The organism is Pseudomonas sp. MWU12-3088 (assembly GCF_023242405.1).
Classification (GTDB): domain Bacteria; phylum Pseudomonadota; class Gammaproteobacteria; order Pseudomonadales; family Pseudomonadaceae; genus Aquipseudomonas; species Aquipseudomonas kribbensis.
Genome location: NZ_JALJEA010000001.1, coordinates 101,263 through 124,527, shown reverse-complemented (window position 1 = coordinate 124,527; position 23,265 = coordinate 101,263). Strand labels below are relative to the sequence as shown.

The 23,265-nt window shown below is 59.6% G+C and carries 25 protein-coding genes and 1 riboswitch; of the genes, 17 read left to right on the top strand and 8 right to left on the bottom strand.

The window, feature by feature from the left end; all coding sequences use genetic code 11:
- Positions 1-24 precede the first annotated feature (24 nt).
- From M5B98_RS00645 to M5B98_RS00600, 10 genes are all read left to right on the top strand, one after another.
- Positions 25-933, top strand: a complete 909-nt coding sequence (locus M5B98_RS00645; protein ID WP_248741418.1) for a LysR family transcriptional regulator — start codon at positions 25-27, stop codon at positions 931-933.
- A 34-nt stretch (positions 934-967) separates the two neighbouring features.
- Positions 968-1,174, top strand: a riboswitch (cobalamin riboswitch).
- A 91-nt stretch (positions 1,175-1,265) separates the two neighbouring features.
- Positions 1,266-3,203 (top strand): TonB-dependent receptor plug domain-containing protein, encoded by a 1,938-nt coding sequence (locus M5B98_RS00640; RefSeq protein ID WP_248741417.1) that lies wholly within the window; start codon positions 1,266-1,268, stop codon positions 3,201-3,203.
- Entirely contained in the window at positions 3,203-3,562 is a 360-nt protein-coding gene (locus M5B98_RS00635) for a (2Fe-2S) ferredoxin domain-containing protein (RefSeq protein WP_248741416.1), read from the top strand. The genes M5B98_RS00640 and M5B98_RS00635 overlap by 1 nt, the downstream gene beginning before the upstream one ends.
- Complete coding sequence (locus tag M5B98_RS00630; protein ID WP_248741415.1) at positions 3,559-4,476, top strand: ABC transporter substrate-binding protein; 918 nt, start codon at positions 3,559-3,561, stop codon at positions 4,474-4,476. The genes M5B98_RS00635 and M5B98_RS00630 overlap by 4 nt, the downstream gene beginning before the upstream one ends.
- Before the next feature lie 199 nt (positions 4,477-4,675).
- Positions 4,676-4,870 (top strand): hypothetical protein, encoded by a 195-nt coding sequence (locus M5B98_RS00625; protein WP_248741414.1) that lies wholly within the window; start codon positions 4,676-4,678, stop codon positions 4,868-4,870.
- Positions 4,867-5,193 carry a low molecular weight protein tyrosine phosphatase family protein gene (locus tag M5B98_RS00620; RefSeq protein ID WP_248741413.1) on the top strand — a complete coding sequence of 109 codons (327 nt, stop codon included), beginning with the start codon at positions 4,867-4,869 and terminating at the stop codon, positions 5,191-5,193. Before M5B98_RS00625 ends, M5B98_RS00620 begins: the two co-directional genes overlap by 4 nt.
- A 46-nt stretch (positions 5,194-5,239) precedes the next feature.
- Positions 5,240-5,671: a bleomycin resistance protein gene (locus M5B98_RS00615; protein ID WP_114882586.1), complete on the top strand. Its 432-nt coding sequence runs from the start codon at positions 5,240-5,242 to the stop codon at positions 5,669-5,671.
- An 18-nt stretch (positions 5,672-5,689) separates the two neighbouring features.
- Positions 5,690-6,727: an alpha/beta hydrolase family protein gene (locus tag M5B98_RS00610; protein WP_248741412.1), complete on the top strand. Its 1,038-nt coding sequence runs from the start codon at positions 5,690-5,692 to the stop codon at positions 6,725-6,727.
- A 66-nt stretch (positions 6,728-6,793) separates the two neighbouring features.
- Positions 6,794-7,117, top strand: a complete 324-nt coding sequence (locus M5B98_RS00605) for a gamma-glutamylcyclotransferase (RefSeq protein ID WP_248741411.1) — start codon at positions 6,794-6,796, stop codon at positions 7,115-7,117.
- Entirely contained in the window at positions 7,092-7,781 is a 690-nt protein-coding gene (locus M5B98_RS00600) for a phytanoyl-CoA dioxygenase family protein (RefSeq protein ID WP_248741410.1), read from the top strand. Before M5B98_RS00605 ends, M5B98_RS00600 begins: the two co-directional genes overlap by 26 nt.
- A gap of 1 nt (position 7,782) precedes the next feature.
- Here M5B98_RS00600 and M5B98_RS00595 read toward each other — a convergent pair whose 3' ends face one another.
- Positions 7,783-8,226 carry a hypothetical protein gene (locus tag M5B98_RS00595; protein WP_248741409.1) on the bottom strand — a complete coding sequence of 148 codons (444 nt, stop codon included), beginning with the start codon at positions 8,224-8,226 and terminating at the stop codon, positions 7,783-7,785.
- Positions 8,227-8,356: 130 nt separating this feature from the next.
- Between M5B98_RS00595 and M5B98_RS00590 the strand changes: the two genes are divergently transcribed.
- Together M5B98_RS00590 and M5B98_RS00585 are read left to right on the top strand one after the other, a co-directional pair.
- Positions 8,357-9,280 carry a helix-turn-helix domain-containing GNAT family N-acetyltransferase gene (locus M5B98_RS00590; RefSeq protein WP_248741408.1) on the top strand — a complete coding sequence of 308 codons (924 nt, stop codon included), beginning with the start codon at positions 8,357-8,359 and terminating at the stop codon, positions 9,278-9,280.
- A gap of 71 nt (positions 9,281-9,351) precedes the next feature.
- Complete coding sequence (locus tag M5B98_RS00585; RefSeq protein ID WP_248741407.1) at positions 9,352-9,801, top strand: hypothetical protein; 450 nt, start codon at positions 9,352-9,354, stop codon at positions 9,799-9,801.
- A gap of 166 nt (positions 9,802-9,967) precedes the next feature.
- On the opposite strand, the gene M5B98_RS00580 is transcribed toward M5B98_RS00585, so the two are convergent.
- Positions 9,968-11,512: a hypothetical protein gene (locus M5B98_RS00580; RefSeq protein WP_248741406.1), complete on the bottom strand. Its 1,545-nt coding sequence runs from the start codon at positions 11,510-11,512 to the stop codon at positions 9,968-9,970.
- A gap of 167 nt (positions 11,513-11,679) precedes the next feature.
- Between M5B98_RS00580 and M5B98_RS00575 the strand changes: the two genes are divergently transcribed.
- Positions 11,680-12,174 (top strand): metallophosphoesterase family protein, encoded by a 495-nt coding sequence (locus M5B98_RS00575; RefSeq protein WP_248741405.1) that lies wholly within the window; start codon positions 11,680-11,682, stop codon positions 12,172-12,174.
- 399 nt (positions 12,175-12,573) lie between these two features.
- Here M5B98_RS00575 and M5B98_RS00570 read toward each other — a convergent pair whose 3' ends face one another.
- The gene (locus M5B98_RS00570) at positions 12,574-14,439 is read right to left on the bottom strand and encodes a hypothetical protein (protein ID WP_248741404.1); all 1,866 of its coding nucleotides are present in this window, start codon (positions 14,437-14,439) and stop codon (positions 12,574-12,576) included.
- Here M5B98_RS00570 and M5B98_RS00565 point away from each other — a divergent pair.
- The 4 genes from M5B98_RS00565 to arsH all read left to right on the top strand — a co-directional run bounded on the left by M5B98_RS00565 (position 14,432) and on the right by arsH (position 16,690).
- Positions 14,432-15,052 (top strand): LysE family translocator, encoded by a 621-nt coding sequence (locus M5B98_RS00565; RefSeq protein ID WP_248741403.1) that lies wholly within the window; start codon positions 14,432-14,434, stop codon positions 15,050-15,052. The genes M5B98_RS00570 and M5B98_RS00565 overlap by 8 nt on opposite strands.
- Positions 15,053-15,161: 109 nt before the next feature.
- Positions 15,162-15,509 carry a metalloregulator ArsR/SmtB family transcription factor gene (locus M5B98_RS00560; RefSeq protein WP_248741402.1) on the top strand — a complete coding sequence of 116 codons (348 nt, stop codon included), beginning with the start codon at positions 15,162-15,164 and terminating at the stop codon, positions 15,507-15,509.
- 9 nt (positions 15,510-15,518) lie between these two features.
- Positions 15,519-15,989: an arsenate reductase ArsC gene (locus M5B98_RS00555; protein ID WP_248741401.1), complete on the top strand. Its 471-nt coding sequence runs from the start codon at positions 15,519-15,521 to the stop codon at positions 15,987-15,989.
- 11 nt (positions 15,990-16,000) lie between these two features.
- On the top strand, positions 16,001-16,690 hold the full coding sequence (gene arsH / locus M5B98_RS00550; protein ID WP_248741400.1) for an arsenical resistance protein ArsH: 690 nt from the start codon (positions 16,001-16,003) through the stop codon (positions 16,688-16,690).
- A gap of 55 nt (positions 16,691-16,745) precedes the next feature.
- On the opposite strand, the gene M5B98_RS00545 is transcribed toward arsH, so the two are convergent.
- From M5B98_RS00545 to M5B98_RS00525, 5 genes are all read right to left on the bottom strand, one after another.
- Entirely contained in the window at positions 16,746-17,096 is a 351-nt protein-coding gene (locus M5B98_RS00545; protein WP_248741399.1) for a copper-binding protein, read from the bottom strand.
- Positions 17,093-20,251 carry an efflux RND transporter permease subunit gene (locus tag M5B98_RS00540; protein ID WP_248741398.1) on the bottom strand — a complete coding sequence of 1,053 codons (3,159 nt, stop codon included), beginning with the start codon at positions 20,249-20,251 and terminating at the stop codon, positions 17,093-17,095. The genes M5B98_RS00545 and M5B98_RS00540 overlap by 4 nt, the downstream gene beginning before the upstream one ends.
- Entirely contained in the window at positions 20,248-21,495 is a 1,248-nt protein-coding gene (locus tag M5B98_RS00535) for an efflux RND transporter periplasmic adaptor subunit (RefSeq protein WP_248741397.1), read from the bottom strand. The genes M5B98_RS00540 and M5B98_RS00535 overlap by 4 nt, the downstream gene beginning before the upstream one ends.
- On the bottom strand, positions 21,492-22,742 hold the full coding sequence (locus M5B98_RS00530) for a TolC family protein (protein WP_248741396.1): 1,251 nt from the start codon (positions 22,740-22,742) through the stop codon (positions 21,492-21,494). Before M5B98_RS00530 ends, M5B98_RS00535 begins: the two co-directional genes overlap by 4 nt.
- 99 nt (positions 22,743-22,841) lie before the next feature.
- Complete coding sequence (locus M5B98_RS00525) at positions 22,842-23,183, bottom strand: hypothetical protein (protein WP_248741395.1); 342 nt, start codon at positions 23,181-23,183, stop codon at positions 22,842-22,844.
- Positions 23,184-23,265 lie beyond the last annotated feature (82 nt).

The following is a 23,265-nucleotide window of genomic DNA, read 5'->3' as shown; positions in this document are numbered from 1 at the left end:
CCATGGCGACTTAAGGACACCGACATGATCTCCGACCCAGGCACACCGACACTCGATCAACTGCGGGTCTTTCTGACCGTCGTCGAAGTCGGCAGCTTTGCCGGGGCAGCGCGCAAGCTTCATCGGGCGACCTCGGTCATCAGCTACTCGATCGCCAACCTTGAGATGCAACTGGGCGTCACCCTCTTCGATCGTGAAACCACCCGCAAGCCGCAACTCACCGACGCCGGCCGCACCGTGCTGGCCGAGGCCCGGACCATCGCCAACGGCGTGCATGGCTTGCGCGCCAAGGTCAAAGGCCTGCTGCAGGGGCTGGAAGCCGAAGTGCATGTGGTGCTCGATGTGATGCTGCCCGCCGAGCGCGTGGTCGATGCGCTGAAATCCTTTCGCGAAGAGTTCCCCACCGTTGCCCTGCATCTGCACATGGAAGCGCTCGGCGCCGTGACCGAGTTGGTGATCAATCGCGGCGCGGTGGTTGGCGTCAGCGGGCCGATGAACGACGGCATCAACGGCATCGAGAGAATCGGCATCGGCAGCGTCGAGCTGATTCCGGTGGCAGCGCCGAATCATCCTTTGGCGACCGCCGAAGGCAATGTTCCGGGTGCCGGGCGCGAGCACACACAGCTGGTGCTGTCCGACCGCTCACGCCTGACCAAGGACAGGGAGTTCGCCGTGCTGAGCAACCGCACCTGGCGCCTGGCGGACCTGGGTGCCAAACACATGTTGCTGCGTGAGGGCATCGGCTGGGGCAACATGCCGAAGCCGATGATTCAGGAGGATCTGGACAGCGGCCGACTGGTACAACTGGATTTATCGGAGTACGCCAGCGGGCAATACACCTTCGACGCGATCTACCGCACCGATGTACCACCGGGCCCGGCGGCGCGGTGGTTGATCGAGCGCTTCGTTCAGCAGAACACGCACGAGGCTTGACCCGGAAAGTTGACGAGCGGTCATCCGAATGTTCAGATGCCGCCCTGTTTCAGGTGTCCCATGCCGCCGTGCATGGGGTGAAACGGGAAACCGGTACGTTCTTTTCGAACAAGTCCGGTGCTGCCCCCGCAACGGTAGGCGCGTGATGCTTTCGACACACCACTGTGGCCAGACGGCCATGGGAAGGTGAAAGCGTCCAGACGCGCGAGCCCGGAGACCGGCCTGAAATGCTGTTTGGCAAACTCCTGCGGTGGGCGGGCATGGGCCGGTGTCGGCGTGTGCGCGATGCCTTCTCCTGCATGCTCTTCTGCGAAGATCCTTTCGAGAAGACGATGATCAAACCTTTCAACACCAAGGCTCCATCCCTGTTGTTCGGCTGTCTGTTCAGCCCGCTGTTGCTGGCCGATGACGCGCCGCTTGAACTCACCCAGCAAATCGTTTCCGCGCCGTCCGTGGAGTCCACTACCGTCGCCGACATGGCGCAGTTCGGCAGCAAGGTCGAGATCGTCACCCGCGAGCAGATCGAACGCGCCGGCCCCAGTGCCGATGTCAGCCGCGTGATGCAGATGTTCATTCCCGGCCTGTACGTCGCACCGAAAAACGGACCGTTCGACTACGGCACCTATTCCCTGCTGGGCGGACGCAACGACGACACGCTGATCCTGCTCGACGGCGTGCGCCTGAACAATCGCCTGTACGGCGGCCTGTACCTGGACACCCTGCCGGCCAACGCCATCGAACGCATCGAAGTGCTCAAGGGCGGGCAAAGTCTGCTGTTCGGCACGCAAGCCGTGTCCGGCGTGATCAATATCGTCACCCGCAGTCCGCAGAGCCGCAAAGCCTCCGGCGAAGTGAACATGGGCGTGGATACCTTTGGCGGCACCACCGAGGATGCGCGGGTCGAGAACATCTTCACCAACGGCTTCGGCGACCTGGGCCTGCTGGCCTACGTCAGTCATAACGTTTCGGACGGCTATCAGCCGTTTCGCAATCGTGACATCCGGAACAGCAGCGAAAAGGACCGCGCCTACGAAGTCACCACCTTCGGGGCCAAGGCGATTCAGTCCTTTGCCGATGACGCGCGCCTGGAACTGTTCTACCAATACGCCGACGCCAACCTCGACTTCGCCCGCCCGGTGGACAACCACAAGACCACCAACGACCGCATCCAGCAGATCGCCACGGCCACCTTCGAACAGAACGTCAACGAACGCCTGAGCTATTTCGTCAAAGGCCACATCAACGACTGGGACACCCGCTACACGCGCATCAACAACACGTCCGATGGCGGTGTAAAAACCATCAACCACAACGACTACTGGGGGTTCACCGACTGGGGTGTGCAGGCCGAGGGCAAGGCCGAGTTGCCCGGCGGCCATGTGCTGGTGTTCGGCACGGACAACCAGTGGTTCAAGGGCCAGGACGATGTGCTGATTATCGACAATGACAAGGCTGAAGCCCACGCCTTCTACACCCAGTTGCGTCCGAAGATCGATGCCCTGCCCGACTGGCATCCGAGCATCGGCATCCGCCACGAAGCCATGAGCGGCGGCGACAGCGCCACGGTCGGCATGCTCACTTCGCTGTACGACCTCAATGAAAACTGGTCTGTGCGTGGCCAGTACGGCACGGCCTACAAACTGCCGAACGCCGAGCAACTGTTCGTCAACGAACCGGGTGACGAACTGGGCAACCGCAATCTGAAACCGGAGAAAAGCCGCAACGCCGAACTCGGTCTCGATTACAAAGGCTTGCTGATCGACCGCGAGTTCAGTGCCAGCGTCACCCTGTTCAAGCGCAAGATCGATGACCTGATTACCCTCGACGACATCCAGTGGGTCAACGGCCAGGGGCGGATCCAGATGCGTGGTTTCGAGGCCGATGCCAAACTGGCGCTCAACGATCAATGGAGCCTGCAGGCGGACATGACCCGCAACCTGACCGAGTCCCGCGCGGGGGTGACGATCAATGATGTACCGAGCTTCTTCGCCCGTTCGCGCATCGGTTACGAGTCGGTTGACCGGATGTGGGGCGCCGGCAGCGCGATCCGCTATATCCGCGATGTGATCAGCTCGAAACAGGTCGAGTACGGCCACTACTCGGTGGTGGATGCCGACGCTTATCGCTATCTCGACGGTGCCCATCAGCATCGCCTGAGCCTGTTGGTGGAAAACCTGTTCGACCGCGACTACGTCACCAGCCGCTCGAACAACGTCGGCAACCTCGGACGGCCGTTCACCTCCGAAGTCCGCTACACGTACCGTTTCTGATGGCAGACATCATCACCACCGACGGCGTCGATTCGCACCCGGACTGGTCGCACGTGCCCGAGCATTCGCGGCACGTGTTCCTCTGCACCGGCCCGCGCTGCACCCAGCGCGGCGCCTTGCAGCTATGGAAAACCCTGCGCCGGCACTTGCTCGCGCATGACCGCATCGAGACGCCGGGCGGGGTTTTGCTGACCCGGACGCATTGTCAGTTCCCGTGCAACCTCGGCCCGGTGCTGACGGTGTACCCGGAAACCTGCTGGTATGGCGTGCGCAGCCACGCCGATGCGCAGCGACTGGTCGAAGTGCATCTGGTGGGCGGTGAAGTGGTCGAGGATCTGCTGATCAAGGAGCGTTCGTGAAAAGGCTGTGTTTTCTGGCCGTCGCCCTGTTTTGCGCTTCTCCGGCTCTGGCAGTTGACTACCGCAATTGTGGCGAAACCTGGCACCTGCGGGCATCACCACCGTCGCGGATTGTTGCGCTCAATCAGCATGCGGCCGATCTGGTGTTGGCGTTGGGCGCAGGCCCGGCGCTGGCGGGTGTGGCCTATCTGGATGATACCGGCGCGCCTCAGACCGAGTACTTCGGCGTGCCAGTGATCTCGCACCGCTATCCGTCGAGCGAAGTGCTGTACGCGCAGAAACCGGATCTTGTGGTCGGTGGATTTGCGACGGCGTTCGGCAACGGCGTGACGTCACGCAGCGGACTGGGGCGCAACGGCGTGGCTTCGTATCTGCTGGAGTCGGCCTGCAACGGACACTCGCTGGATTATTTCGAACACATCCGCCGCGACCTCTTGACCCTTGGTGCCCTGCTGCACAAACAGCAACGCGCTCGGGAACTGAGTGATGCGATGGATGCCGATCTGGCACAGGCCAAGGCTTCAACCCGCTCGGGCAGTAAACCGCCTTCCGTGTTCTATCTCGACAGCGAAGTCAAAGGCCTGGACAGTGAAGGCGCACGCGGATTCGTCACCACATTGCTCGCCGCCGCCGGCGCGCGAAACCTGTTCGCCGACATTAACCAATACCGTGTGACCGTCAGCCGCGAAACCCTGCTCGCCAGTGACCCCGACGTGATCCTGCTGGCCGATGCGCAATGGTCGCCAGCCAGACGCAAACGCCAGTTGCTGATGCAGGATCCGGTGCTGTCGACCCTGCGAGCCGTGCGTGAGGACCGGATGATCGATATTCCGTTTACGCATCTGTTGCCAACGCCAGGCAGTGGCCGGGTGGTGCTGGAGTTGGCACAGCAGCTCAGTGCCTCGGGATTTTAAATGGGGACAGATTTATTTTTTCTGCCTCCGGCGCAGAGACGTTTGAGGAGATCCCGGTGAGAACCCCAACCGCCTGCCATTGACGGCGGCATATGACGATTTTCAATGCTTGCAGCTTTCGGTACTCCCGATTCGCGTTTACCATACGCCCAACTCGTATTACCGCGGCTGCTGAACCCGGTATTCACGAGGAAAGAACATGAACAGAACCCGCGCCTGGAGACGCAACCAGGCCCGTAAACACGGCAGTGATAAAGCGGTTCGCCCGCCAACCTTCAAGCCGGAAAAGAACTGGAAGTTGATGTACATCCGGTCCACCAAGCTGGTCAGGGCTCGCCAACTCGGCATGAGCTATCCCATTCGTTCCACCCGCCAACTGCTGGATCAAGAGTGACGAATCTACTGTTCATTTGCAGTCGTAACCAGTGGCGCAGCCCGACGGCGGAAGAAGTCTGGCGTCGTCGTCCCGGCTTCAATGTCCGTTCAGCGGGCACCAGCCCCAATGCACGCAAAACCATCGGCCCGGCGGATATTCGCTGGGCCGATTTCATTTTTGTGATGGAAAAAAAGCACCTGAATCGCCTGCGGGCCGAGTACGCGCGGCTGCTGGAGCACAAGCGGATTCACTCGCTGGATATTCCGGATGACTATCAGTACATGGATCCTGAGTTGGTAGAGCTTCTTGAAAAAACGGTGAAGCCCTACCTCACCACTTGACCCTCTGCGTTCCTGGCAACGCATCCAATGAAATGGAATTCACCTTATGTTTGTACGAAACAAACTGGTTCCAGAACTAATGGTCACGGATATACAGACCAGCCTCGCTTTCTGGGTCGGTTGCCTGGGATTCAACATCGCTTATCAACGCCCTGAAGATGGCTTCGCCTATCTCGATCTGAATGGCGCTCAAGTCATGCTCGAGCAGGTTGAGCCGAATGCAGGTCAGTGGCTGACGGCGGAACTGAGCAAACCCTTCGGCAGAGGTATCAACCTGCAGATAGATGTTGAGACCGTCGCCCCGCTCATCGAACAACTTGGCGTCGCGCAGCTTCAACTCTACAAAGCATGTAAAGACACCTGGTATCGCGCTGACGATGTTGAAGTCGGCCAAAGAGAATTCATCGTCCAGGACCCGGACGGTTATCTTGTAAGACTGGTAGAACGTCTGGGTGAACGTCCCGTTTGCTCACTTTGATCATGGAAGATAAAAACAATGAAAAACGCTTTTGGCCTCCTGCTTCTGATCTGCCTTTCGGCCAACGTACACGCTGACGAAAACCCCATCGGCTTCCGGACCGCCACACTACCGGACGCGCAAAACGAACGTCCGCTGGAGATGGTCGTCTGGTATCCCGCCAGGACCACCGCCACCCCCCAATTGATTGCCGACGATATCGTGTTTGTCGGGACGTCCGCCGTGCGCGATGCACCACCGACTACCGGTGAGCATCCGTTATTGGTGCTCTCCCATGGTTACCGAGGGAACTGGAGCAACCAGGCGTGGCTGGCCACCGCATTGGCCCGGCAGGGTTACATCGTGGCGGCGGTCAATCATCCCGGTACCACGACGCATGACCGCAGCCCCCAAGCCGCTGCACAGTTGTGGCAACGACCTGCCGACATCAGCCGCGTCATCGATGCAGTCATCGCTCGGCCCGAGCAAACGGGTGCCGTTTCGATGCGTCGAATTGCGGTAGCCGGCCATTCACTTGGCGGCTGGACTGCCCTCGAACTCGCCGGTTCACGTTTCGACCCCGAGCGTTTTGCCAAGGACTGCGCAGCCCATCAAAAACTGGCCAGTTGCTCGGTCTACAAGACGATCAACGTCGCCGACACGCCAGAATCGAAGAGCCGGATGAGCGCGGACTTGCGCGACAAACGCGTCCGCGCAATCGTGTCACTGGACCTGGGCCTGTCACGTGGGATGACCGACGCAAGCCTCGCTGCGCTACCGATTCCGACAATGGTAATTGGCGCTGGCGTGCCATCCGAAGACCTGCCCGCCCAACTGGAGTCGGCCAATCTCGCCAAGCGCCTGCCTTCGGTATCGTCGCAGTATGTCGAGATCAGCGACGCCAGCCATTTCAGCTTCGTGGCATCGTGCAAGCCAGGCGCAGTGGGGTTGCTGGAAGAAGACTCGCCGGGTGACGGCATCATTTGCGGGGATGGCGGCGGTCGTTCGCGTGAGGTGATCCAGCAGCAGGTTGTGGCGTTGATCGACGGGTTTCTGACCCGGTCACTTCCCGACTGATGACGGTGTTGCCTGTGCATTCGTGATACATCAGGATCCCTCCTTTTTTGATTATCAGGAGCAATCGTGGAACGTCTCTTCGTTTATGGAACCCTGGGGCCCGGCCGGCCGAACGAGCATGTGATGCTCAACATCGGCGGCATCTGGCAGGCGGCTTCGTTGAAGGGGCGTTTGTCGCACGCCGGCTGGGGTGCGGCAATGGGTTTTCCCGGGCTGGTGATTGCTGAAGATGGCGATGTCATCGAAGGCTATATTTTCTCATCAGAAAACTTCCAGCAGCACTGGGCGGCACTTGATGAGTTTGAAGGGGCCGAGTATCAGCGGGTTTTGACCAAGGTGATTCTGGATGACGGGACGGCAACGGATGCCTGGGTCTACGCCCTGCGCTAGGCAACTTCACCAAAACGGCTATGCCCTGCTGCGCCAGGCAATCCCGGCTGCATGGCTGGCCGGACTTCGGAACACGTTCGACTCCGGCGTAAGGCCCTCAAGCGAATGGCCCGTACCTCGGGGAGTCGATTGGCGCCATTCGCTGCTGGACACCGACCCGACGGTTCAGGCCGTGTGCCGGTTGCCACCATTGCTGGCGGTGGCGGGCGAATTGATTGGCGAGCGCTTCTTTATTTCCCAAGTGGAAGGCCGCGAACCGCTCGCCAACGGCGGCCACCAGCAACTGCACCGCGACTTGTCGGCGCAACGTCCCGGCGACACCGCCATCGCGCTGGTCTACCTCGACGATTACGGCCCCGGGAACGGCGCAACCCGCATCGCTCCCGGCAGCCATCTTTCTGCGCCCGACGATCCTCCGGTCGACTTCGCCGACGAGTCCAGATCCGTGCAATTGACCGGCAGCGCGGGCGACATCCTGATTTTCGATGCCGATCTCATTCACGCCGGCAGCCTGAATTCCATGGGCGCCCGTCGTCGCACACTGTTGATCACTTATTTTTCGGAAATGCTCTACAGATCACACCTGGAAACTGTGGGTCTCAGAAACATTCGAATGGACACCAGCGAACGGTTTGATCCAGAGGATTTCCCCCTCCGGCCATAGCTTATTGCACGCTGATGAACTGAAATTTCGCCCGGGCTTTTTCGACGGCGCTGCGCACCGCCTCTTTCTGATTTTCACCGCCTGCGTAGTAGATGCGCATGCCATTCAGATCGAGCGACTCAAACGCATTCTTGATGATGGTTACGTCGAGTGACTTTCCGGCACCAATGATCAGGAATCCGGTACCGTCAACCGTTTTGGCAATCAGTAATTGTTGCTTGAGTTGCGTGACATTGGCCCCGCCTCCCACGGCTATCGCCAGATTGTCACCGATCAGGCCGTGACTCAGGATTTTGGTGGCGACCAGGCTGACCTTGTTCTGCCCGGCGGGAAGCGTCATGACGTGGGCGTCGGCGGCTTCGCGGTAAATGGCTTCGTCGCTTTTACCGTGAGATGCACAACCAGCCAGAACGGCCAATACAGACGCAGCAATAAGTAATTTCACGCTATTTCCTTATGAGTGTGGCTCCATGAACACGCAGGATAAGGGAGGCTGCCGTTGGTCAGCAATTCATTTGACTTGATTGCTTTAGGCAATTATATAGTTGCTCAAGGCAACCATTTGAGCACCTATCATGTCCACGCCTCCTCTCATCGAACGCGCCGACATCGTCCGGCAATTCAACCGTTTCTACACCCATCAGATCGGCGTTCTGCAGGAACACCTGCTGCAAAGCGACTACTCGCTGACCGAGCTGCGCATCCTTTACGAACTCGCCTCCGGCGGCGATCTGACCAGCGCCGACCTGCGACAGATGCTGAGCCTGGATGCCGGTTACATGAGCCGGATCATCAACGGCTTCGACAAAAAAGGCCTGATCCAGAAAGTCCCCTCCGCCACCGACGCCCGCGCCAGCCTGTTGCACATCACCGACCTCGGCCGCTCGATCCTGGCCCCGCTTGAACAGGCCTCGCGACAGGAAGTCATCACCCTGCTCGAACGCATGGCCGAGCCGCAGCAATTACAGTTGATCGAGTCCATGAAACAGATCCAGACCTTGCTCGAGGGCGGCAAGCAATCCGCCTACCTGTTGCGCGACCCGCAACCCGGCGACATGGGCTTGGTGGTGCAGCAACAAACCGTGATCTACACCCGCGAATACGGCTGGAACTGGGAGTTCGAAGCGCTGGTCTCCGAGATCGTCGCCAAGTACCTGCGCGAGTTCGACCCTGCCAGCGAGCGCTGCTGGATTGCGGAAAAGGATGGCAAGGTTGTCGGGTCGGTGTTTGTCATCCGGCACGACGCAACCACGGCAAAACTGCGCATGCTGTTTGTGGACGCCATCGCTCGGGGGCTGGGGATCGGCAACCGACTCGTCGAGGAATGCCTGAGGTTTGCCCGGGATGTCGGGTATAAAAAGATGATTTTGTGGACGACCAGCAATCTGGTGGATGCGCGCAAGTTGTATCAGCGGGCGGGGTTTGAGTTGGTTGAGGAAGAGTCGATATTCAGCTTCGGGAAAGAGCTGGTGAGTCAGACGTGGGCGATTGAACTTTGATGCTCTGTTTCGCCCTTTCGCCCTAGTTGTAGTCTACGCTCGACACATTGGCTGAGTAGGGGGCTCCGGAAATGGTAGCCAATATTGATGCGACGCTTTTCATCACAGAGAACCGCTTTGACAGGCAAATTCTATTGCTTTCCAAACTCTCGAATCAGACGCGACTTGAACTGGTGATTTGGCTTTATCCAGAGTCCAGGGTCGATAATATAATTGGTTATCGTGTCAGCTCCCCCACCACTGTCAATGCTACACCGGTGACAACGTATGCCGGTCATCTTGCCGGCAGATGCACTCAGCGACTGCCAATAACCGATGATTTGATTAGAGCGATTGCCCTTAATGAAGTCGACTTTATCAACGAGTGCGACAGTTTGTGCGTTTATCACCCCTCACAGGCTGAGTGGGTTGCAAGCTTTATATCGCACGAAGGCGTTATTTTGATTAAGGATGGCTCTCTACTCGTTGACCTGGAGGCTCTTGATTTCAAGGCGTCACCGCACGCCCCGGCTTGGTGGTGAGCGGCCTCTCACCTCGAAACGTTTCGAAAAGAAGGCTGATCTATTGTTCAATAATAAATCAGTCCCCTTTTCACACACTTTTCACAAGTCCCCTTTTCACTATTTTCTCCTTTCTCCGGGGCTCGCTACATCCCCCAGGCTCTGCAAGGCTGAGCGCCTCTTCAAATCATAGGTAGTCATCATAGACGCGCATTTCATAGGTCAGGCTTTTCAACAACTGGGGATCAAACGACAGTTGGAAAATGCTTTTTGGCAAGTGCTGCGGGGAATCAATGACGCTTGCCGATATCCGCCCAGTATCCGCATCGCGCCAGGTCGCGCTAAGCCGATGCCCCCCCGGAACGGCTTCAACCCTCAACCACACCTGGCCACGCACGTCGCTGGCACCGACGGCACCCTGTTGCGTCAGCAGGCGCTCCTCGCCTCGAAGCGTGAGTTGCAGCGTCGCTAGTTCGTAACCATGGTCTTCGACCTGAAAGAACGAGACCACCCTGGCCAACCAATCAGGTGAAAGTGACTGACGTCGGATAATTGCACCAATCACTCGTGGCTCATTGAGCCAACGGCCGGGCTCGATCAGTTCCGAGTAGCCTCCATCCAATTCAAGTGCCAAGCGTCTGTTACCTAGCAGGTCAGTCAAACGAATGCCCGCCCCCAACATCACGCTATCACCGATCAGGGCGCTGACATCCTCCAGCGGCAACTCGCCAGTGTTTGGCAAGATTCCACCCAGGCCTCCCACCAGTTCCAGAAGATTGGACTGCCACCGCTCTGGCTTTGTCTCGCGCAGGAACTGAGCATATTCGTTCACCGCAGCATAAGACCCTGTCTTCTGCGCGATATAGAACGCCAGCTTGGAACGATAGTAGAGATCCACCTTTGCCACATTGGCCTGTGCGAATACCAGGGCGTTAGGATCCTCGAATAGTTTGAGGTTATCGAATGCCAGCATTTTCATGGACCAATCATAATCTGCGTCAGCGATGAGGTTGCGCGAGAAAGGCAGGAAAGCACGGTCGAACTTCATCCGCTCCAGCAGCAACACTCGCTTGCGCTGGCTCAAAGACGAGTCGTTTACCAATTGGGCAAGGGCCTTACTGGTTGGGTCGTCCGTCCAGGCCGGCGCGAAGAGCCCACGACTACGGGTAATGATGTTCAAAGCGTCGGAAAACTGCCCAAGGTCCGATGACGGATTTTGAAGGATCGCGAGCAGGCGCTGCCGCTCAGCTTCTGTCAGAGACAATGAACCACTGCGCCCATGCAGACGCTCACGGGCGAAACGCACCATGTAGGCGTCCAGCAGTGCCTGGGTGCGCATTGCATCAAGCGCCTTGCTTTCATCGCTATCACCCTCCTCGAAGCGTAACCACCGATCAACCTTGTTCGTGAAGGTGTTCGTCAGGCTGTCGGTAAGGTTCTTGTAGCCAACGAATGCTCCCACGGCCAATGCCAGGGTAATGAAGGTTCCGACCGCGAGAATCCACTGCTTGATATGCTGAAGAATCGACAGTGTTTTCTCAATGGCCCGCTCGGAGACCTTCGCCTCGGCATTGCCCATCTGGCTCTGAACTTCGTGGAGCAGACGAGCGCTGGACGCCTTCAGCTCTTGTAACTCCAGATGGAGAGCCCGATTTTGCTCAAGCGCCTCGGCACGCAGTTGCGCCGAGGCCTTATCTAAGTGCAGGGAAATGAATTCCTTGGTAGCAGACAACAGCATTCTTCCTTATAAATTCGGAGCGACCAATGACTCCATATCAAACACTTCATTGACACCCTGTAACCAGCAGCGGTTATTCAGTGTCGGCTAGTCTAGACACATCGAATGACTGCTTTTGGTCGAAAACAGACACTCCTGCCCGTAAACGCCACAGTGCCCCCATGAAAACCGCCCTGATCTCCGACACCCACAACCTTCTCCGCCCCGAAGCCCTCGCCACGCTCCAGGGCTGTGACCAGATCATCCACGCCGGCGACATCGGCAACCCGGACATCCTCGCCCAACTGGTAAAAATCGCCCCTGTCCACGCCGTGCGCGGTAACAACGACCTCAACAGCCCGTGGGCCGAAAACCTCCCCGACCTCCTGACCTTCACCCTCAACGGCTGGCCAACCCTCCTCGTCCACGATATCGCCGACGTCCCCGCCGATCTCGATCCGGGCATCAGGCTCATCATCACCGGCCATTCCCACAAACCCCGCATCGAATGGCGCGGAGACCGTATATATGTGAACCCCGGCAGCGCCGGCCCTCGGCGTTTCAAATTGCCGGTCACGCTGGCGATACTCGAGATACAACCCCACAGCATCGAACCGCGTCTGATATCCCTGCTGGATCCCCAGCCTGAAACCGCTACCGTTCCCCCCTTTTTCTGATGCTATTAAATCGCCGCCGTATAGGTATTGATATGGGTTTTATTGCAGTTGGTCTGCCGCCCCCAACAGCAAGCATACGCTCGAGCTCTTTCAACCCCGTTTGAATAAAACACAATGACCGGCTCTCCTACTCGGTCTCCCCGGCGTGTGAGACGCGCTTGCGCAGTGAACGCCGTACCATTTCCAGTGGTGAAGTAGGATGTTCCTGGCGAGGCGCCGATACGATTGAAAGCGTTCGTGAACGTAAGCTGGTTGTTCACTGTACCTGCATGAGCACCGATGTTGGGTTTGACAGTCATATCGATAATTTCCATTAAAAAGTCGAAAATCGGATCATCTACGCTCTCTTTTACTTAGTTGTCTCGAACAAATAACTCGCCATCAAATTTCAATAATTTTTTATACAACACTCTGATTCACGTCATCTTCGGAAATGCTTTTAAACATGAAATTCGACTTGTTTTGATCAAACACATAAATCGCAGCCAGCGGAACCGCCGTTACCAATACACCGGAGAGCACATCAGCAACCGAGTGATTGAACAAATTCAACAGAGGCACGCTCATCAGCGCCTTGGAAAGGGTGGTGGCAACGTAGAGTCCGATCACGGTGGTCGCAGCGCCAAACAGAATCACACCTATCTTTTCGTACTTGTCCTCAAGATTGCTCAGCATCACCCGAACACAGCGAACCGTTGAAAGCGTGCACTCCCGAATGATCGACAGGACAAGCGCTGGAAGCTTCACCAACATCGAAATCAAGATCTGAGGAATTGAACTCAATACCCCAGCGATACCACCTTCGATACCCGCCTCTTTGGCACGCTGCATGATCTGACGCTCCTCGAATCGAGCATTCAGCTTATTCGCCAATGCCATTCTTCGCTCGTCGAGCGAAGCCATGATTCCCTTCTTATCGGTGATCAGGCTGCTCTGGGTGATGTCTTTAATCTCATCAATGAAAATATCCACTGTTTCAGCAACAATCAGACCGACGACTTGCTGAGCGGCCATTCGCGCACCCGCGCTTGCCACGCTCAGCCCTATTTCCTTCATGGCCTCGCGGCGAAGCGCTGCGAGTTCCTCTTGCGCCTGTTCATACTTGGCCAAGGCTTCTTTCTCGCTAATCCAAACTTCTTTCTTATCAACCCCGACAATGAACATGATGCGATCCGGATCATCCGGGTCACGCGCACCTCGATTCTTGATGTACTGGACCAGATCCATATCACTTTTCGAGCGATTCAGCGATTGATCGGCGAATATCAGGTTCTCACTGAAATTCATCGCCTCAATAATTTCCCCGTCGTCAGTCGCCAGACGCAGGATCATGTCCTGATAAATTTCTTTCTTTGGAATGATGTGTTCGATGTCTGTCGAAAACGGATCCAGGGTTTTTCCCTGTGCAGGGTCATAGCCGTTTTCGAGTCTGTTGGCCTCCACTGCACCCGGCACCCCAGCAAATTTCTTGAGCCTCTCCTGGGCGTCGTAACGCTCATCCGCCAACTTCGAGAAATTCTTGTTTCCATGAAGCCAGTTGTTATCAGCAAACTCACCGTAACTCTGAGACAAGTTTGCGTACTTCAACTCATTTGACCTGTCCAGTCCCGCTACCACCGGTGCCAGGCAAAATGCGGAGACAGCTCTTCGCAGGGCTTCCTGTTTGATTTGCTCGAATATGTGATCAACATCCTTTGGCCTTACTGGCAGTTTGTCCTTGATCTCGGCTACGACTCGATCGGTATCCTTGTCGATTTCCATCGTCTTTGAAAAATAGGCGGAGACTTTTTCAGAGCTGAAACTGGCGTATGATTTCGCGCGATCGCTGGAACTGGAGTAAGCCGAGCTGACACTGACGCTTACTTTCTCATAAGCCACTTTCGTACCATCGCCGAGCGCAATTGCCTTTTCTTTGGCCACCGTCACTACGGTGCTGTTCGCGGTACTTTCGGCGACATCAGTGAGCGTGCTTCTGGTTGCTGCGTACATATCAACAGCACTGTCGGAGACCCTTTGCGAGTACTCGATACTTTTATCCTTTGCATCGCTCAGCACATCCTTGCTACTTGCCACCGCATCCGAAACCAAATTGCTCAACGAATCGAATTTTCCCTTAAAAAAGCTCACGTCCTGCTCCTGTGCCGCGTTCGAGTTGATACAGTATGCCATCAAATTAATATCATTCCAGCGACCCTGCTGGATCCCCCCACCTGAAACCGCTACCGTTCCCCCATCCAGAACAGGGAACCCACGCGCCATGTCCATTGCCGACAACCTCCTCGCTTTCACCTTTGCCGCGACGCTGCTGACGCTGACACCCGGCCTCGACACCGCGCTGGTCCTGCGAACGGCCACCGTCGAAGGCAAGCAACAGGCCTTGCGCGCCGCGTTGGGCATCAACGCCGGTTGCCTGTTGTGGGGCGCGGCGGTGGCGTTCGGGCTCGGGGCGTTGATTGCGCTGTCGGAGCTGGCCTACAACCTGCTGAAGTACTGCGGCGCGGCTTATCTGGCGTGGCTCGGGTTGAACATGCTGCTGCGCCCTCGCCGCTCGCTGGCGTCCGCTGAAGCCAACGGCAAGCCTGGAGGCAACTGGTTCTTGAAGGGCATGCTGGGCAACGTGCTCAATCCCAAGGTGGGGATTTTCTACGTGTCGTTCCTGCCGCAATTCATTCCGCAAGGGCAGCCATTGGTGCCGTGGACGTTCGGGCTGGTGAGCATTCATGTGGTACTGGGATTGATCTGGTCGCTGGTGCTGATCGGCGCGACGCAGCCGCTGTCCGGATTTCTGCGCCGGGAGAAGGTGATTCGCTGGATGGATCGCACCACCGGGGTGATTTTCGTGCTGTTTGCCGCGCGGCTGGCCTTCAGCAAGCGGTGAGCCGCACAACGCCTTCTATCGACGCGTGCAGTTTCATGGATTCAAGCGCTTGCCCTATACATATGGATATCCGTATATTCGAAACCCCATATGTATCCAGGGCACCTTCATGCTCACCCCCGCCACCGTTTTCAAATGCCTCGCCGACGAAACCCGCGCCCGGGCCACGCTGCTGATCACCCGAGAAGGCGAGTTGTGCGTCTGCGAGCTGGTCTGCGCACTCGACGACAGCCAGCCGAAGATCTCCCGTCATCTGGCACAACTGCGCACCTGCGGCCTGCTGCTGGATCGTCGTCAGGGCCAGTGGGTGTATTACCGACTGAATCCGCAGTTACCGGAATGGGTAAGCGAGATATTGCAGACCACCCTCGCCGCCAACACCGCATGGCTGAATGAAAACAGCGCGCGACTCGCCGCCATGGGTGACCGCCCGCTCAATTCATCCGCCTGTTGCTGAGGAATGATCATGCGCGTTCTATTCATGTGCACCGCCAACAGCTGCCGCAGCATCCTGTCCGAAGCGATGTTCAATCACCTGGCGCCGCAAGGTTTCGAGGCAGTCAGCGCCGGCAGTTTCCCCAAGGGCCGGGTGCTGCCGCGCAGCCTGACCACGTTGCAGGAGGCCGGCATTTCCATCGCAGGGTTGAGCAGCAAGGGCAACGATGCCTTCGAAGACAATCCGCCGGACATTGTCATCACCGTGTGCGACAAGGCCGCCGGCGAAGCTTGCCCGGTGTACTTCGGCCCGGCCCTGAAAGCCCATTGGGGACTGGAGGATCCGTCGGAAGTGCATGGCGATGAGACCGCTATCAACGCAGCCTTCCACGCCACCCTCGCCCGGATCGAAACCCGCTGCCGGGCCTTCCTCGCCCTGCCCTTCGCCGAACTCGAGCGCGCCGCCCTCAAGCGCGAACTCGACCGCATCAGCCTGCTGTGACCGGAGTCGTCATGACCGACCTGCCCAATCTCGATCCATCACTGATTCACAACACCGACCGCAACGATGGCGCGCACAAGCCCCGCATCCTGTTGCTCTACGGCTCGACCCGCCCACGCTCCTTCAGCCGCTTGCTGGTGGAAGAAGCCGCCCGGCTGCTGGAGCACTTCGGCGCCGAAACGCGGATCTTCAATCCATCGGGCCTGCCGCTGCCGGACGATGCGCCCGGCGATCATCCGAAAGTCCAGGAGTTGCTTGCGCTGATGCAATGGTCCGAAGGCCAGGTCTGGTGCTCGCCCGAACGTCACGGCGCGATGTCGGCGGTGTTCAAGGCGCAGATCGACTGGGTGCCACTGGCGCTTGGCGCAGTGCGTCCGACCCAGGGCAAGACACTGGCGGTGATGCAGGTCTGCGGCGGTTCGCAATCGTTCAACGTCGTCAATCAACTGCGGGTGCTGGGACGCTGGATGCGCATGTTCACCATCCCCAATCAATCGTCGGTGCCCAAGGCGTACCTGGAGTTTGACGAAGGCAACCGCATGAAACCTTCGGCGCTGTACGACCGGGTGGTCGACGTGATGGAAGAACTGGTGAAATTCACGTTGTTGCTGCGCGACCGCCCGGATCTGGTGGACCGCTACTCGGAGCGCAAGGAATCAGCGGAAGAACTGATGCAGCGAGTCAATCAGCGCTCGATCTGAAAACCCGAATAAAAGCCGGCGCGATGATTCGCGCCGGCTTTTTTACGTCACACGCTTACTTACTGATTGAAACCAGCGTCGCTTTGCTGCCCTCCATCCGGAACGAAAACTTCACCCGGTCGCCCACCGCCAACCCGGCCAGTTGTTCCTGAGTCGCGGCGAAGCCCATGGTCATCGGCGGCCACTGCAATGACGCTACAGCGCCATGTGCGATGGTCACGGTGTGCTTCACGGCATCAATGGCCTTGATCGTGCCCTCGGCATTCGCGGCAGGTTTCTGTTGCAAATCGGCCTGCATCTGCATGCCCTGCATGTCGTCCATCTTCATGCCGGGCATGTCTTCTGCCTGCACAGTAAAAGCGAACGCAACCAGCGTGCCGGCAACAGAGATCGGGATCAGTTTCATGAGGTTTTTCCTTCAGTTTGGAGGGTTTCAACGGACAAGTGACGACGGCGCATCAGTCGATACGCCGCCGGGATGACGAACAGGGATAACAAGGGCGCCGTGACCATGCCGCCGACCATGGGCGCGGCGATACGGCTCATGACTTCGCTGCCGGTGCCGCTGCCCAGCAGGATCGGCAACAGGCCGGCGATAATCACGGCCACGGTCATGGCTTTGGGGCGTACGCGCTGCACGGCGCCTTCACGAATCGCCGCGACCAGCCCGCGCTCGGTGCGGTCGCCGCCGTCTTCGCGCTCGGCCCAGGCGTTTTTCAGGTAGAGCAGCATGATCACGCCGAACTCGGCGGAAACCCCGGCCAGTGCAATGAACCCGACGCCGGTGGCCACCGACAGGTTGTAGCCCAGCAGGTAGAGAAACCACGCACCGCCACTCAGGGCGAACGGCAACGTGGCCATGATCAGCAGCGCTTCGTCGAAACGGGCGAAGGTCAGGTAGAGCAGCACGAAGATGATCAGCAGCGTGGCTGGCACCACGAGTTTCAGGCGAGCGTTGGCCCGTTCGAGAAACTCGAATTGCCCCGAGTAACTCAGGCTCATGCCCGGCTGCAATTTCACCTGTTCGCTGACCGCGCGGCGCAAATCAGCCACGACTGAAGCGATGTCCCGCCCGCGCACATCGATGTACACCCAGCCGGACGGTCGGGCATTTTCGCTCTTGAGCATCGGCGGGCCGTCCGTGACCCGGATTTTCGCCAGCATGCCGAGGGTGACCTGACTGCCCGAAGGCGTGTAGATCGGCAGTTGCTCCAGGGCACCGGGTGAATCGCGCCACTCTCGCGGGTAACGGATGTTGATCGGGAACCGTGCCAGCCCCTCGATGGTTTCTCCGACGGTTTCGCCGCCGATGGCCCCCGCGACGATGGACTGCACATCACTGATGTTCAGCCCGTAGCGGCCGGCGGCATTGCGATCGATATCGACGTCGATGTAGCGGCCACCGGTGAGTCGCTCGGCCAGCGCCGAACTGACTCCGGGCACGTCTTTGGCCACACGCTCGACGGCCTGGGTCACCGCATCGATCTGGGCCAGATCGTTGCCGGCGACCTTCACGCCGATGGGACTTTTGATCCCGGTGGCGAGCATGTCGATGCGGTTGCGGATCGGCGGAATCCAGATGTTGGTCAGGCCCGGCACCTTCACCACGCGATCCAGTTCTTCCACGAGTTTTTCCGGGGTCATGCCCGGGCGCCATTGTTCGTGGGGCTTGAACTGGATGGTGGTTTCGAACATCTCCAGCGGCGCCGGGTCAGTGGCGGTTTCGGCACGGCCGGCCTTGCCGAACACATGCTCGACCTCGGGCACGGTCTTGATCAGCCGATCCGTCTGCTGCAGCAATTGCGCGGCTTTTTGCGCTGACAAACCCGGCAAGGCCGACGGCATGTACAGCAGATCGCCCTCATCCAGCGGCGGCAGAAACTCACCACCGAGCCGCGAAACCGGCCACGCCGCACTGACGAACACCAGCAGCGCCACCAGCAGGGTGAACTTCGGTCGGCGCAACACCGCATCCAGCGCGGGCTGGTAGATCCGGATCAGCCAACGGTTGAGCGGATTGTGGCGTTCATCCGGGATACGCCCGCGAATCCAGTAACCCATCAGCACCGGCACCAGCGTCACCGACAACCCCGCTGCCGCCGCCATGGCGTAGGTCTTGGTAAACGCCAACGGGCCGAACAGTCGTCCTTCCTGAGCCTGCAAGGTAAACACCGGAATGAACGACAGCGTGATGATCAACAGGCAGAAAAACAGCGCCGGCCCGACCTCCGCCGCCGCGTCGGTCATCACCTGCCAGTGACGTTCGCCCTTGAGTTCCTGCCCCGGATTGGCGGCGTGCCACGCCTCGATTTTCTTGTGCGCGTTCTCGATCATCACCACGGCCGCATCGACCATCGCTCCGATGGCAATGGCAATCCCGCCCAGCGACATGATGTTGGCGTTCAGCCCCTGATGACGCATGACGATGAACGCAATCAGCACACCCACCGGCAACGAGATGATCGCCACCAGCGACGAGCGCAAGTGCCAGAGAAAGATCCCGCACACCAGCGCCACAACGATGAACTCCTCGAGCAGTTTGTGGCTGAGGTTGTCCACGGCGCGGTCGATGAGTTTGCTGCGATCGTAGGTGGTGACGATCTCCACGCCGGGCGGCAGGCTGCTTTTCATGTCCTCGAGTTTGGCCTTGACCGCCGCGATGGTCTCCCGGGCGTTCTTGCCACTGCGCAGGACCACCACGCCGCCGACGGTCTCGCCCTGGCCGTCCAGTTCGGTGATGCCCCGGCGCATGTCCGGTCCGGTCTGGATCGTTGCGACATCGCCGAGCGTTACCGGCACCCCGCCAGCACCGAGTTTGAGCGGGATCGCGCGGAAGTCATCGAGGGTTTTCAGGTAGCCGGACGCGCGCACAATGAACTCGGTTTCGGCCATTTCCAGCACCGCACCGCCGGTTTCCTGATTGGCCTTGCCGATGGCTTCACGCACTTGCGCCAGGGTGATGCCGAGACTGGCCAGTTTTACCGGATCGGGCTGCACCTGATACTGCTTGACCATACCGCCGAGGGTGGCGACTTCGGCGACGTTGGGCAGGGTCTTGAGCTCGAACTTGAGGAACCAGTCCTGCAACGCGCGCAACTGCGCCAGATCGTGCTGGCCGCTGCGATCCACCAGCGCGTACTGATAGATCCAGCCAACCCCGGTGGCATCCGGGCCCAATGCCGGTTTGGCACTGGCCGGCAGACGACTCTGGATCTGGCTCAGGTACTCCAGCACCCGCGAGCGCGCCCAATACTGATCGGTGCCGTCCTCGAACAGCACGTACACAAAGCTGTCACCGAAAAACGAATAGCCGCGCACGGTTTTCGCACCCGGCACCGAGAGCATGGTGGTGGTCAGCGGATAGGTCACCTGGTTCTCGACGATCTGCGGCGCCTGTCCGGGGTACGGCGTGCGGATGATCACCTGCACATCGGACAAGTCCGGCAGTGCATCGATCGGCGTGCTCTGCACCGACCACACACCCCAACCGGTGACGAACAGCGTCGCCAGCAACACCAGAAAGCGGTTGGCCACGGACCAGCGAATCAGCGCGGCGATCATGGCTGGCTCCCCGAGGCTTGGTCGTCCGTCTCAAGTGGCGCAGCGACGATGCCCTTCAGACTGGCCTCGGAATCGAGCAGGAACTGGCCGGAAGTCACGACCTTCTGCCCTTCTTCCAGGCCTTGGAGGATCACCGTTTTGCCGTCGCTCTCCTCGCCGAGCCGCACCTCCACCGGGCGATAGTGCCCCGCGTCCTCGGCCAGCATGACCAAGGCCCGCTTGCCGGTGCGGATCACCGCTTCGCTCGGCACCCACAGGCTGTCCTGCCCGGTCGAGCGGTTCAGCCGGACCTGAGCGGTCATCCCCGGACGCAAGCGACCCTCGGTGTTGGCCAGTTCGACCCGCACGCGCAGGGTGCGACTGTCCGGGTTGGTGTCCGGCAGGATTGCGCTGACCTTGCCGTTGAACACGGAGCCGGGAAACGCCGGCAGCCGTGCTTCGATGGATTGCCCTTCGGTGATGGAACCGGTCTGTGCCTCCGGCACCGCCACGGCGAGCCAGACACTGCCCAACCCGTTGACCCGCGCCAGCGTCTCGCCGCTCGCCACGGTCATACCGGTGCGCACGTTGAGTTCCTGTACCACGCCGCCCACCGGGCTGGTGACGGTGAGGTTCGGCTGAACCTTGCCGCTGCGTTCCACCTGGGCAATCAGGCTCGATGGCATGCCGGTCAGTTGCAAACGCTGGCGCGCCGCTGCGATCAGTTCGCGGTCACCGCTACGCTTGAGGGCCAGAAATTCGGTCTGCGCTGCCGCCCACTCGGGTACGAGAATGTCCGCCAACGGCGCCCCCGCCGCCAGTACGTCCCCCGGTGCCCGGGCGTAGACCCGTTCGACAAAACCGCTGGTGCGGGTCTGGATCACCGCCACATCGCGCTCGTTGAAGGCCAGCACACCGGTCACGTCGAGGCTGGAGGAAAACCGTCCGCGCGCAACCGTTGCCGTGCGCAAGCCCAGATTCTGGGTCAGGCCCGGGTCGATACTGACCGTCGCATTGCCTGCGCCTTCGCTGGCGTATCGCGGCACCAGTTGCATGTCCATGAAGGGCGACTTGCCCGGCTTGTCGAACTTCTGTTGCGGGTACATCGGGTCGTACCAGTACAGGGCCTTGGGTTCGGCACCCTGCTCCGCTGCCGCACCGGTTGCGCCAGGCATGCGCTGATAAGCCACGCCGTAGCCCGCAGCGACACCCACTGCAAGGGCGAGGCCGGCCAGCCAGAAGCTGTTGTGTTTTGGTAGGTTCACAGGCTGCTCTCCCCGTAAGCGAAATGCAGACGCGCAGCAGTCAGTGCGCGCTGTTCTTCCACGTCGATCTGTTTGAGGCGTGCCTCGATGAGTTCACGGCGGGCGCTGACCACCGCGTTCAGATCGCCCTTGCCGGCGCGGTAGCTGGCAAGGCTCAGCTCGACCTTCTCTTTGGCCAGCGGCACCAGGCTTTGCTGGTTGCGCAGCACCGCCCGGTCGAGGCGCGCGTAGTCGGCCAGCTCGTTTTCCAGTTGTTCGGTGTGCTCCCGGGACAGGGCTTCGCGTTCCGCTTCGATCTGGCTGAGTTCGGCCTGGCGGGCGGCGATCTTCGGGTTCTGCCGCGATTCGGGAAACAGCGGCAGATCCCAGGAAAACTGCACGCTGACCATGTCGCCGAATTCGCGGCCACGGTGCTGATAATCCACTTCCCAGCTCCAGTCGGACTTTTTCTCGGACACGGCTTCCTGCACCTTCGCCTGCGCTTCGCGGGCCATGGGCGCAAACGCGGCCAGTTCGGGATGGTGTTGCAGTTGATGATTGAAGGTGGCGGGCTCGACCGACCATTGCGGCAGGTTGCCTTCGGGCTTGTCGTTGGCGGCGGTGCCGATCCAGCGTTTGAGCGCCGCCCGGGCTTGGGTGCGTTCCAGCGTCAGGTTGTCTTCTTGCTCCGCCAGTCGGGCGGCTTCCTGTTTCGGCGTCACGGCGTCGGCAGGTTGCGCCCGGCCACCGGCAATCTGCGCCCGCACGGTATCGCTCAGCAGGCGGTTTTCCTTGTAGAAGTCTTGAAGCAGCGCCTGTTTGCGCTCCACCGAATAGCTGCCGATCCACGCCAGCGCGGTGGCCTGACGGACTTTCAGACGTTCGACGCGACGTTCCGCCGCCGCGCGCTCGACGCCAGCCTCGGCGACTTCGATGCGCGCCTTGCGCTTGTCGCCATTGGGCATCTCCTGGCGCCAGCCGACCATTTGCATGGTCATGAAGTCCTTGTCGAGGCTGTAGCGGTCCGGCCCGCCCACGGGATAGTTCTGCACGCCCAGCACCAGTTTCGGATCGGGCAACTCCCCCGCCGGGATGGCGGCGCTGCTGGCGGCCTGAATTTTTGCATCTTGAGCGTTCAGCGACGGTGCGTTGGTTTCCGCCAGCCGCAACGCTTCATCGAGTGTCAGCGCGGCGGCGAAACCCGGCCACGCGAGCACGCTTGCCGCGAGGCCGGCCGCGAAGGGCCAACCTGTGCACTTGAATGTCATGTTTACGATTCCTGTGATCGTCCGCTGTGCGCGGCGTAAAACGCGCGCACAGCCAATCCACTCCGCCGGGGCGGAATGAGTTTTCAAGGGAGACAGGAATCAGACGCGGGGCGGTCGCCAGACCCCGGACGGGGTCGCTACGGGCAGGGAATCACTGAAGAAAGAATGCGTCACGGGGCTGAACACGGTGACAGGCGGCTTGAGGATCGCCACTTGCAGCAGGCCGCCGGTCTTGCACTCCTGGCCCGGCTTGCAAGGCGCGCCGTGATCGCTGGGGCTTTTCATGTCCTTGCAGCAATCCATGCCCATGCCATCCATCATCGCCATGCCCATGGCTTGCATCGGGCAGGGTTCTGTCGGTGCCTGCACGCCCGCCATCCCGCTGAGGGGAAGCGCCAGGCTGATCAGGAAGACGAGACAAAACCGCAGGTAGCGTTTCATGGCCGGAAGTCTAGTTGCGAGAAACGGGATTCACAATCGGATGCCGGCGATATCAGCGGATAAGCATTAAGCCAGGATTAGC

Bases quoted from the DNA above. Each gene is read 5' to 3' on its own strand.
- M5B98_RS00615 (WP_114882586.1), top strand. From the start codon at position 5,240: ATGTTTGTACGAAACAAACTGGTTCCAGAACTAATGGTCACGGATATA.
- M5B98_RS00610 (WP_248741412.1), top strand. From the start codon at position 5,690: ATGAAAAACGCTTTTGGCCTCCTGCTTCTGATCTGCCTTTCGGCCAAC.
- M5B98_RS00565 (WP_248741403.1), top strand. From the start codon at position 14,432: ATGTCCATTGCCGACAACCTCCTCGCTTTCACCTTTGCCGCGACGCTG.
- M5B98_RS00645 (WP_248741418.1), top strand. From the start codon at position 25: ATGATCTCCGACCCAGGCACACCGACACTCGATCAACTGCGGGTCTTT.
- M5B98_RS00575 (WP_248741405.1), top strand. From the start codon at position 11,680: ATGAAAACCGCCCTGATCTCCGACACCCACAACCTTCTCCGCCCCGAA.
- M5B98_RS00570 (WP_248741404.1), bottom strand. From the start codon at position 14,439: ATGGACATGGCGCGTGGGTTCCCTGTTCTGGATGGGGGAACGGTAGCG.
- M5B98_RS00530 (WP_248741396.1), bottom strand. From the start codon at position 22,742: ATGACATTCAAGTGCACAGGTTGGCCCTTCGCGGCCGGCCTCGCGGCA.
- M5B98_RS00540 (WP_248741398.1), bottom strand. From the start codon at position 20,251: ATGATCGCCGCGCTGATTCGCTGGTCCGTGGCCAACCGCTTTCTGGTG.
- M5B98_RS00545 (WP_248741399.1), bottom strand. From the start codon at position 17,096: ATGAAACTGATCCCGATCTCTGTTGCCGGCACGCTGGTTGCGTTCGCT.
- M5B98_RS00600 (WP_248741410.1), top strand. From the start codon at position 7,092: ATGCCTGGGTCTACGCCCTGCGCTAGGCAACTTCACCAAAACGGCTAT.
- M5B98_RS00625 (WP_248741414.1), top strand. From the start codon at position 4,676: ATGAACAGAACCCGCGCCTGGAGACGCAACCAGGCCCGTAAACACGGC.
- M5B98_RS00635 (WP_248741416.1), top strand. From the start codon at position 3,203: ATGGCAGACATCATCACCACCGACGGCGTCGATTCGCACCCGGACTGG.
- M5B98_RS00525 (WP_248741395.1), bottom strand. From the start codon at position 23,183: ATGAAACGCTACCTGCGGTTTTGTCTCGTCTTCCTGATCAGCCTGGCG.
- M5B98_RS00640 (WP_248741417.1), top strand. From the start codon at position 1,266: ATGATCAAACCTTTCAACACCAAGGCTCCATCCCTGTTGTTCGGCTGT.
- M5B98_RS00590 (WP_248741408.1), top strand. From the start codon at position 8,357: ATGTCCACGCCTCCTCTCATCGAACGCGCCGACATCGTCCGGCAATTC.
- arsH (WP_248741400.1), top strand. From the start codon at position 16,001: ATGACCGACCTGCCCAATCTCGATCCATCACTGATTCACAACACCGAC.
- M5B98_RS00585 (WP_248741407.1), top strand. From the start codon at position 9,352: ATGGTAGCCAATATTGATGCGACGCTTTTCATCACAGAGAACCGCTTT.
- M5B98_RS00555 (WP_248741401.1), top strand. From the start codon at position 15,519: ATGCGCGTTCTATTCATGTGCACCGCCAACAGCTGCCGCAGCATCCTG.
- M5B98_RS00560 (WP_248741402.1), top strand. From the start codon at position 15,162: ATGCTCACCCCCGCCACCGTTTTCAAATGCCTCGCCGACGAAACCCGC.